Consider the following 10,279-nt stretch of genomic DNA (forward strand, 5'->3'; position numbering starts at 1 on the left):
GTGTCGCCCAGTGGTTCTACGACAACGTCGTCGTGCCCATCGAGGACTTCTTCTCACCGCTCGTCGACTGGTTCTCGCAGCTGTGGTCGAGCATCTCGCGGACCGCGGAGGACATCTTCCACGATATCGGCGTCTTCGCCCAGGGTTGCTGGGACATCGTCGTCCGCGCATGGGAGATCGCTCCGCAGTGGTTCGGCGAGACCGTGCTCACGCCGGTGAGGGAGACCTTCAACCGGACATGGGCGCGCGTCTCGGGCTGGGCGTCCGACGCGTGGGGGAGAGTCAGCGGCACCTGGAGCGTCGTCTCGTCATGGTTCGGATCGCATGTCACGTCGCCGCTTAGCGGCAAGTTCTCCTCGGCTTGGGAGGACGCGAGGCGTGGGGCGGCCGACGCATGGTGGGGCATTCAGCGCATTTTCTCCGGCGTGGCCGGTTATTTTGGCCAGATTTTCGGGGATGCCTGGTGGCGCGTGAAATCGGTCTTCCAGTGGGGCGGCCAGATTTTCAACGGCGTCGTCAACGCCATCGTCGACTCGTTCAGGGTGATCGTCAACGGCATCATCAGCGGCATGAACTGGGCCATCGCCCAGCCGTTCGCGAACCTGAACGGCATCATCGGCGCCCTCAAGGGCTGGTCGATCTTCGACATCTACCCCTTCGCCGGCTTCTACTACATCGACGTGCCGACCATCCCGTACATGGCCAGCGGCGGCCAGGTCGATTCCGGCCAGCTGTTCGTCGCGCGCGAGGCGGGCCCCGAGCTCGTCGGCACCATGGGCGGCAAGACCACGGTCGCGAACAACGACCAGATCATCGCCGGTATCGAGCGCGGCGTGGCCAGCGGCATGATCAGCGTCCTCTCGGCGCAGCGCAGCTCCCAGCAGGGATCCCAGCAGCGCATCGAGATACCGCTCTACATCGGCCGGGAGGAACTCGCCAGGGCCGTCTACAAGGGGACCAAGGACCTCGTCCGCACGGGCGAGATCGTCCCGAGCTTCGTCTAAGGAGGAGATTCAATGGCATTGCTGGCAGTGGGGGCGTCACCGTCCTCCCTCGTCGACCTGACGCCGGACCCATCGGCCCTGACGTGGGGCAAGCAGGACATCTCCTCCGCGGACGCGGGGCGAACCCAGGACCCCAACAACACGATGCAGAAGATGCGCACGAGTTGCAAGCGGAAGCTCCAGCTCACGTGGACCCTGCCGGACGCGACCCAGGCGTCCCGCATCCTACAGGCCTTCGCCCCCGAGTACTTCTACGTGAGGTATTTCGACGTGATGGACGGCAAGGTGGAGGTCCGCGAGTTCTATGCGGGCGACATGAGCGCCCCGTTCAAATGGTATGAGCTCCCGGGCAGGGGCACGCGCCTCGCCACGGTCTCATTCGACATCATCGAAAGGTAGGTGAAGCGATATGCTGAGTTCGAGCGAGGAGTTCGACAATCTCTCGACCGGGAACTCGAACATGCTCATCAAGGCGCGCCTCACCCTGGCCGACGGGACGGTTCGCGATATCACCGGCGAGGACGTCATCTTCGGGACCCCGTGCTTCAGCGAGGGCACCTCGTCCTCGTCCAGCTTCGATATCGGCGCCTGCATCATCGGCAAGTTCAACCTGTCCCTGGCCAATTTCGACGGCCGCTTCGACGAGTACGACTTCACGGGTTCCACCATCGAGCCCTCGCTGGGCAAGGAGCTATCCGACGGTTCCGTGGAATGGGTCCGCAGGGGCCTCTACCACGTCGACCAGCCGAGCGCGTACGGCCAGACCATCGCGCTGTCGTCGCTCGACAACATGACCCGTTTCGAGCGTCCCTACTCGGATGTCGAGACGGTATACCCGGCGACGATCGGGACGATAGTCCGCGACATCTGCAACAAATGCGGCGTCGTCCTCGTCTCGGGCGATATCCCCTGCGGTGACTACAAGGTCTCCAGGCGCCCCTCGGACGACTCGCTGACCTGTCTCGCCGTGCTTGGATACGCCCTGAAGATCGCGTGCTGCTTCGCGAAGTGCCGGTATGACGGGCGCCTGCAAATCGGCTGGTACGACTATCGGGCCTTCGACTCGATGGAGTCGATGGACGGCGGCGAGTTCGACCCGGCGTCGCCGTACGCCACGGGCGATACCGCCGACGGCGGCAACTTCATCACCTATGCCTCCGGCGACACCGAGGAGGGCGGCGGTTTCGGCCGCCTACCGTACAAGACGATCAGCATGATCTCATCGGTATCGGTCTGCACTGACGACGTCGTCATCACCGGCGTCTCGGTCACCGAGCAGGACGACCTCTCCACGGATGCCGGCGGTACAGGGGAGGAGGGCGCCACCGTGAGGTGGGGCAAGGACGGCTACGTGCTCGACATGGGGGACAACCCCCTCGTGCTCTACGGGCAGGGCGCCGCTGTCGCCGAGCTGATCGGGAAGCGCGTGGTGGGTATGACCTTCCGGCCCTTTGAGTCGTCCTCGATCGGCGATCCGACCATGGAGGCCGGCGACCCGGTCATGGTCTTCGACTCATGCGGCCGCGGCTACCGCTCCTACGTCACCTCGCTTACCTATAAAGTGGGTTCCTACATGAACGCCTCGTGCTCGGCCGAGACCCCATCGCGCAGGAGCGCGGCGGGCTACAGCGCCATCACGAAGGCGATCGTCGACGCCCGGAACTTGACGCGCACCGAGCGCACCGAGCGACAGCTCGCGCAGGAGGCCCTGGAGAGGGAGCTCCGCAACTCTGGCGGTCTCTACATGACCGTCGTCAAGCAGACCGACGGGAGCAAGATATACTTCCTGCACGATAAGCCGACCATGGCGGACTCGAGGATCGTCTGGAAGATGACGTCGACCGCCATCGGCATCTCGACGGACGGCGGCGAGACATGGCCGTACGGCCTCGATGTCAGCGGTACCGCCATCCTGAACAGGATCTACGCGGTCGGCATAAACGCGAAATACCTGACGGTGGGCAGGATATCCGATTCCAATGGCCGGAACTACTGGGATCTCGACACATGTGAGATGCACCTGGATGCCGGAACAAAGCTGGGGGGCAAGGATATCGCCACCACCGATGAGGCCATCAAATCCGTGACGGTCGAGTACGCCCAGAACGGTTCCCGCGACACGCCCCCTACGGCGGGATGGTCCATCGATGCCCCGGCGTGGTCCGCCGGCCGATATATCTGGTCCAGGACCAAGACAGTCATGCAATCGGGGAACGTGCTGATCACTGATCCGGTGTGCCTGTCCGGAGCCGACGGCGCGAACGGCGTCGACGGTCGCGGCATCAAGTCGTCCGTCCCCGAGTACTACCTGAGCACGTCGGCGAGTAGCGCCACCGGCGGATCCTGGTCCACGTCCGTCCCGGCTTGGTCGAGCGGCAGGTACTACTGGCAGCGCCTGCGTATCACCTGGAGCGACGGCAGCACATCCTATTCGACTCCGGCATACAATGCCGCCCTGACCTCGGCGAACCAAAAAGCCCAGAGCGCCATGGACACTGTCGACGCGCTGGATCAGAAGAAGATATTCAACTTGCTGACAGACAACGGCAGGATCAAGGGCCTCTACACGAAAGACGGCCAGCTCTACATCAACGCCGACTATATCGGCCTAGGTCGAATCGCCGCCAACAACGGAGAGAACTACATCGACCTGAATACCGGTGAGGCTGTTCTCAAGCTGGGCTCCGCGACTACCGTGGGGGGAGACTCCATCCCGACCGAATTTGATGCGCTCCACATGGCCGACAAGTCGTCCGTCGACCGAATCTCACAGATAGTCGCATCCCGCAAATCGAGCGACGACGCGAAGCTGGCGCGATTGGCCAACAAGGTTGGCAACTTCATGGCGGTGATTTACCAGTTCTACGATCCAGCCTACAAGGGCGACGGCTGCACATACAAGCTGCTGACGGACGCCATCTCCGACGTATCCGCAGCGACCGGGAAGTCCGACCTGGAGAATAAGCTGGCGGCTTTCGGAACCGCCTACGACAAGCATGTCGAGGCGCTGAACAAACTCGACTCCGTACTGCTCGAGGGAGAGAGCAAGGGCACCCAAATCAATGTGGATAGCGCCCTCACCCAGCAGAAGATTTTCAATAGGCTCACCAACAACGGTGAGGAACAAGGCATCTACTTGCAGGGCGGCAAGGTCTACCTGAACGGCGAGTACATCAAGGCTGACACCGTCTCCGTGAATAAGCTTACTACGGGCAACGGGTCCCTGACCCTGAGTTCGAGCCAAGCGGGCGCATCCCTGAAGTACGCCTCGTACGATTCCACGATCAGATTCCTGAAGAACTCGGTGGGGATCAGCGCCGGCAACGGCTCCTATTCGGCCATGCTGTTCGTTGAGCCGGATGGCCTCTCGTTCAGCTCCCTCTTCACCGGTGCCGGCGGAAGCACGCCCGTGTCCTTATCCGTCGCCTCCAGCGGGTTCTTCGTAAATGCGGGGGGCGCGACGCTGGAGATAAAAAACGGCGGGCTGTACTTCAACAACAAGAAGATCGCCTAGGAGGCACAAATGGCAATCCAGATGCGCAGGGGCATCTACGAGAAGTTCCTGCCAAAGAACATGACCCCCGGCGAGTTCGCGGTCGTGCTGTCCGGAGACCCGAACGGCAAGAACGGCACCGGCGTCTACATCTGCTTCAGCCCGGGCAGCGTCAAGCAGCTCGCGACCATGGAGGACATGGGGGCGACGGTGAGCACGATGATACAGGCCCGTACCGGGGACATCATCGCCGAGCTCACCGAGGCCATCGACGCGACCGAGAAATCGGTGAAGGCCGCCGAGAGCCAGCGCGAGACCGACGAGGCCAAGCGCCGCAGCGACGAGCAGGTTCGCAAGAGCAACGAGGCGCAGCGCAAGAAGACGTTCGACGAGACGGTAGCGTCGGCGAAGAGACAGGTCGCGGACACCATCGCCTCCTGCACGCAGAAGACGGACGCCGCGGCCGAGAAAGCCCTCAAGGCGGCCGAGGAGGCCAATGGCGCCGTCGACCCGAATATGAAGATCTATTTCACCCGCAGGGTCGACGAGGCCGGCAACAGCCGCCCGGTGCTCGTCGACATGACTATGGAAGGATAAGGTATGGCATCTTACGATTGGCCGACCGACCAGAGCCTGGACCGCATCGCCACCGCCCTGGAGGTGCAGGCCGGCCTCGTCAAGTTCCCGGCATACAGCATCGCCAAGGGCGAGTACGTGACGTCGGAGATCGTCACCTGGCTCGGCGTCAACTCGAGCGCCGAGTGTTACGGTGTCGAGTTCCCAACCGGCTCCGCCACGGCCGGCACCAAGCTGGGCACCAACGCGGGGCTGGCGAACCCCGTCCCGTACACATTCCTCAAGGAGGGTAGCGACCCGTATGCGGGCAAGGGCGCCTACCGCTTTTACCTCGTCAACGGCTATTTCGACGACGGCGGCCTGCCCCACGTGACGGCCATCCAGGGCGACGGCCTGTTCGCCTTCGACGGGTCGAACGGCGACGTCTGGGTGCTCGCGCCCGTACTCTACTACCGCGAGTACGTCGCGAACTCGAAGTGGACGCTGTGGGTGACGGATACCCTCCGCCCCGGCTATTCCGCCCAGCCCGGCGCCATCACGCTCGCAGGCGGGCGCGCGCCCTTCATGATGTACGCCCGCTACGGCATGAGCTACGACGCCTCCGGTAAGCCCTGCTCGGTTTCCGGGGCAAAGCTGGCGACCCGCAACGTGAGCCACGACAGCGCCATCTCGATCGCGGCCAAGAAGGGCGAGGGCTATGCCCTCAAGACCACGGTCGACGACTGGTACGTCAAGGTCATGTTCCTGACCAAGTACGCGACCAAGAACAGCCAGTCTGTATTCGCCGGCTGCACCGGCCACACCGAGCAGACCCCGGTCACCGTGGCGGCCACCGGCAAGGCCCAGGTCACGATCGAGAAGTCCGTCGCCGATCTGTGGCCGGTCGGTTCGGCCGTGTGCGTCGGCACAACGACGACCGCGGGCCGCGACCGCGGATACTCCGATACCTACGACCTGGCCGACCGCGCCAACATCGTCTCCAAGACCGTTTCCGGCGACAACGTCACGCTCGCGCTCGACTGCGCGCCGTTCGACTCCGCCGCGGGACAGCTCGTCTCGACCGCCCCGTGGAACACCGGCGCCACCGACGGGCTGCTCGGCGACGGCTCGCCGACCTCGTGCACGGACGGCCGCCAACCGTTCCAGATCCAGGGTATCGAGATGGGCTACGGCGCCCTGGAGCTCATCTCCAACGTCCTATATAAGTGCGACGGCACGGACGGGTGGCACTGCTTCGTCAACCACGACTACTCCAAGGAGAAGTCCGGTACCGTCGCCGCGGGCGCCGAGGACATCGGCAGGATCATCGGAGGCGCCGGCGAGGGGTGGAACTACGGCATGTACGCCCTCACCAAGGGCGGCTTCATGGCCATGGTCGTCTCGGGTGCCACCAGCTCATCGGGCATGTGCGATGGCCATTACAAGAACGCCGACACCGTGACGGGCGTGCGAGAGTGCCTGTCGCTCGGCAACTTGTGGAACTGGTCTAACGCGGGTCTGTTCTTCGTCCACTCGTACATCGTGGCCGGGGACACGTGGTGGGGCTTCTGCTCGCGCCTTTCTGGCCATGGTCTCAGACGGGGTGAATCGGCCGCATAGCGGCCGAGAGGGGCAGAGCCCCCATATATACATGAGTAAGCATTAGGGATTCGCGACTCGCGGGCTGCATTTTCTTCGTCGCTCGGCAACTTGAGGAACAGGTCTAACGCAGGTCTGTTCTACGTCAACTCGAACAACGAGACCGGGAACACGAGGTGGAACATCTGCTCGCGCCACTCTGGGAATACGCTCTTTCGATATCTATCTCAGTCGCGTCTACCCTCCCCGCTCTGGCGGGAGACGGGCATCGGCCTAGCTCAACGAGTGAAATTGTCTAAAAGACCACCGGGCTGGTAGCCGCGAGGCGAACGCTCGGGCGACACCCAGAAAGGGGTTCGGTCTGCAAGTGAAAAGCTACTGCAAAGGGCTCGTCCTCGATAGGGAGTCCGTGGAGAGGGCATACGCGAGGTGGAGGTCCGGCGAGTCCGGATCGAAGAACGAGTACCGCGTCTACGAGGAATACGGTACGCCGGACGCCCTCGTGGAGGAGATCGCCTCCGAGATAGCCTCGCGCACCCTCTCGTTCCGCCCCATCCACCGCTACCCGAGGCGCGAGAGCACGAACGGCAAGCTCCGGATCATCGGGGTGGAGTCCGTGAAACAGCAGGTGTGCGACTACGTCGCCGACGCCGCGTTGGCATCCCTGATCGACGCCAGGGTCGGGTACTGGCAGGTCGCCAGCGTCAGGGGCAAGGGCCAGTTGATGCTGGTCGAGGCCTGCCAACGCTGGTGCCGCGAATACGCCTACCACGTGCACGTCGACATCCGCAAGTGCTACCCGAGCATCAAGGTCGACGTGGTGAGGAGAATACTCCGCAAATACGTCAGGAGCGACGACGTGCTCTACCTGTGCGACAGCCTGCTCGACACATACGACGGGTCCCTGGAGATCGGGAGCTACTTCTCGCTCCGGATGGCCCAGTTGGTGCTCTCCTTCGGCTACCACTTCCTGGAGGACGTGCACAAGGAGAGACGGGGCAGGCGCGTGCGCCTGATAGGCGCCCAAGGGTGGTATGCGGACGACGGCTTCGTTTTCGGTGACTGCAAGCGCGACCTCGAGATGGCCGTGAGGCGCCTGGAGCGCTTCTACGCCGAGGGGTTCGGCCTGAGTCTCAAGGGCTGGAAGGTATCGCGATGCGGCGATGACGAACCGGTGCGCGCGCTCGGTTTCACGGTCAGGCCGGATCGGGTGACCGTGAAGGACGATCTGTACCTGCGCATCCGTGCCGCCTTCCGCGACTTCGAGAGGCACCCCACGGAGGCTGGCGCCAGGCGGGTCACGTCCTACTGGGGCTATCTGGAGCACTCGGACTCCATGAAGGCCATCGAGGCCCACGGCTACCTCGTGACGGTCAAGCGCGCCAGACGGCTCGTATCGGCAGTAGACAGGAAGCGACGAGAAAGGCAATCACATGGTCATCACGACTAACTCATCCGCCGAGCTGGAGAAGGTCAGGGTCGAGGTCGCCCCCAGCGGGCTGTGTTCCGACGTGTGGCTCCGCCGGGACATCCGGAAGGACGTCGCCGATTTCGGTCCGGACCCGGAGAAAGCCGTCGAGGTGTGGCGTGCGGAGGAGGTCCACTACGTGTGCGCCGGCACACCCTCTGTGGAGGAGGTCGAGGCCTCCTTCGAGGAGCTCTGGGCGGAACACGAGAACGACGGCCTCAGCGACAGCGAGCGCATCGTGCAGATCGAGCAGCGCCAGGCCGACACCGAGGCCGCGCTGCTGGAACTCGGGGACATGATCGGGGGTGAGCAGTAATGAACCTTACGGGAATGGCCCGCTTCTACTACGAGGCGGTCAAGCGCGGCGAGCGCACTATCGACCAGGTGCCGAAGCCCTGGCGCGCGCGAGTCGAGAAGAAGCTGGAAGAGGACGAGAAGCGGGAGGAATAGATGCCCATCCTTAGCATCAGCGAGGCCACGTCCCTGCTGTCGGCGGCCGTGGTCATCATCACCTTCTCGCTGGGACGGGTGTCGGCGTCGATGTCGCGCTCGGCCAAGGAGCAGAGGACCGACGACAAGCTCGACAGCCTCTGCGGGGACACAAGCGAGATTAAAGACGGCGTCAAGGAAATCAACCATAAGCTCGATGACCACGGTGAGCGCATAACGCGCGTCGAGCAGCAGGTCCTCACCCTTTTCAATCGCGTCGAGCGCATCGAAAAGACCTGCGACCTCCACCACGGCATCGGCGGATCGGATTAGGAGTGTTGGAAATGCAGATCAACTGGATCCTTCGACTGAAGAACAAGCAGACCCTGGCCGCGCTGGCGGCCACCCTCATCGGCGCCGCGTACCAGGTCCTCGGCATCGTGGGCGTCGTCCCGCCCGTCTCGCAGGACTCCGTCGTGCAGCTCGTCGGCATCGTGCTGACCGTGCTCGCCGGCTTCGGCGTCATCGTCGACCCGACCACGAGCGGCGCCTCCGATTCGGCGCGCGCGATGACTTACAGCGAGCCCCATTCAGGGGAGGGGGAGTAGCCATGGCGATCACGCGACGCGAGGCCTTCGCCCAGGTCATGGAGCACCTCTGCTCCCATGACGGCGGGGGCGGGCACGGGTACTCCCAGTACACCAGGATGGGAGACGGCACGACCGAGACCATCACGCTCTCCGACGGGACCACCGTGACCATCGCCGGCGGCGACCGAGACTGCTCCTCGGCGGTCATCACGGCCCTGCGCGCCGTCGGCATCGACACCCATGGCGCCACCTATACCGGCAACATGAGGTCCGAGCTCCTCAAGACCGGACTCTTCCGATGGGAGAAGATGGGCGTGGCCAGCGCCAAGAGGGGCGACATCTACCTCAACGAGGCCAGGCACACCGCCGTGTGCGTGAGCGCCTACGGCTCGGCGAAGGGAGATCGCCTTGCCCAGTTCAGCATCTCCGAGACCAGGGGGATCTGCGGCAGGAAGGGCGACCAGACCGGCTGGGAGTCGAACATCAAGCCGTACTATTCCTACCCATGGGACGGTAAGCTGGTGTGGATCGGCGACGGCGGCACACTCTCGGGATCGAATACCGAGGTCGCCGACAATACCGATCCTGGTTTGGGCGACACGCGCTACTGGGGCCCTCGATTCACGAAAGCGCTGCAAAAGCAGCTGGGCACCTCCGTCGACGGTGTGATTTCCGGCCAGTGGGAGTCCAACCGGCGTTATTTCTGGGCGGTCGAGGACTGCGTCGAGTGGACGAAAACCGGCAAGGGCGTCGGCTCGGACATGGTGCTCGCATTGCAGAAGAAGGTCGGCTGCAAGATTTACCCCGAGTTCTGCGGCGTGCAGGCGCGCCAGATGAGCAGCGGCACCATCAAGAGGCATCAGGAGTGGCTCATCGCCCACGGCATCTCCTGCGGTCCCTCCGGCGCCGACGGGTACAACGGGCGCGAGACGAACAAGGCTGTCGCGACCGCGATCGCGCGCAAGCTGTACGCCTAGGTGTTCGCACTCATATCGTGTGCCCCTCTCCCGGATACCGTCCCGCCCGGCATCTACGGTATAGATTTCAGGCGGCGATTCTCGGTTTCGAGTTGACACACCAGTGCGTATTGGGCACGATGGCTATCGGTCCGGGTTCGCAATAGGCGAACTGTACCCGACCA

At 63.6% G+C, this 10,279-nt stretch carries 11 protein-coding genes; all 11 read left to right on the forward strand.

Annotated features, from left to right (window positions below):
* The coding region (locus DWZ22_RS03245; protein WP_199583433.1) for a hypothetical protein at positions 1–1,004 on the forward strand (1,004 nt) is incomplete at its 5' end.
* A 12-nt stretch (positions 1,005–1,016) separates the two neighbouring features.
* Complete coding sequence (locus DWZ22_RS03250; protein ID WP_118405423.1) at positions 1,017–1,403, forward strand: hypothetical protein; 387 nt, start codon at positions 1,017–1,019, stop codon at positions 1,401–1,403.
* A 10-nt stretch (positions 1,404–1,413) separates the two neighbouring features.
* On the forward strand, positions 1,414–4,518 hold the full coding sequence (locus tag DWZ22_RS03255) for a hypothetical protein (RefSeq protein WP_118405424.1): 3,105 nt from the start codon (positions 1,414–1,416) through the stop codon (positions 4,516–4,518).
* A 9-nt stretch (positions 4,519–4,527) separates the two neighbouring features.
* A complete protein-coding gene (locus DWZ22_RS03260) occupies positions 4,528–5,094 on the forward strand; it encodes a hypothetical protein (RefSeq protein ID WP_118405425.1) in 567 nt (188 codons plus the stop codon).
* A 3-nt stretch (positions 5,095–5,097) separates the two neighbouring features.
* Positions 5,098–6,672: a hypothetical protein gene (locus DWZ22_RS03265; protein ID WP_118405426.1), complete on the forward strand. Its 1,575-nt coding sequence runs from the start codon at positions 5,098–5,100 to the stop codon at positions 6,670–6,672.
* Between the two features lie 346 nt (positions 6,673–7,018).
* Complete coding sequence (locus DWZ22_RS03270; protein ID WP_118405427.1) at positions 7,019–8,101, forward strand: hypothetical protein; 1,083 nt, start codon at positions 7,019–7,021, stop codon at positions 8,099–8,101.
* Positions 8,085–8,435, forward strand: coding sequence for a hypothetical protein (locus tag DWZ22_RS03275; protein ID WP_118405428.1), 351 nt, complete (start codon positions 8,085–8,087; stop codon positions 8,433–8,435). Before DWZ22_RS03270 ends, DWZ22_RS03275 begins: the two co-directional genes overlap by 17 nt.
* Positions 8,435–8,569, forward strand: coding sequence for a CD1375 family protein (locus tag DWZ22_RS10590; protein ID WP_255413590.1), 135 nt, complete (start codon positions 8,435–8,437; stop codon positions 8,567–8,569). The genes DWZ22_RS03275 and DWZ22_RS10590 overlap by 1 nt, the downstream gene beginning before the upstream one ends.
* Positions 8,570–8,881: a hypothetical protein gene (locus DWZ22_RS03280; protein WP_118405429.1), complete on the forward strand. Its 312-nt coding sequence runs from the start codon at positions 8,570–8,572 to the stop codon at positions 8,879–8,881.
* An 11-nt stretch (positions 8,882–8,892) separates the two neighbouring features.
* On the forward strand, positions 8,893–9,156 hold the full coding sequence (locus tag DWZ22_RS03285; protein ID WP_118405430.1) for a phage holin: 264 nt from the start codon (positions 8,893–8,895) through the stop codon (positions 9,154–9,156).
* A gap of 2 nt (positions 9,157–9,158) precedes the next feature.
* Positions 9,159–10,115, forward strand: coding sequence for a hypothetical protein (locus DWZ22_RS03290; protein ID WP_118405431.1), 957 nt, complete (start codon positions 9,159–9,161; stop codon positions 10,113–10,115).
* Positions 10,116–10,279 lie beyond the last annotated feature (164 nt).

The organism is Collinsella sp. AF31-11 (genome assembly GCF_003475605.1).
In the GTDB taxonomy this organism is placed as follows: Bacteria; Actinomycetota; Coriobacteriia; order Coriobacteriales; family Coriobacteriaceae; genus Collinsella.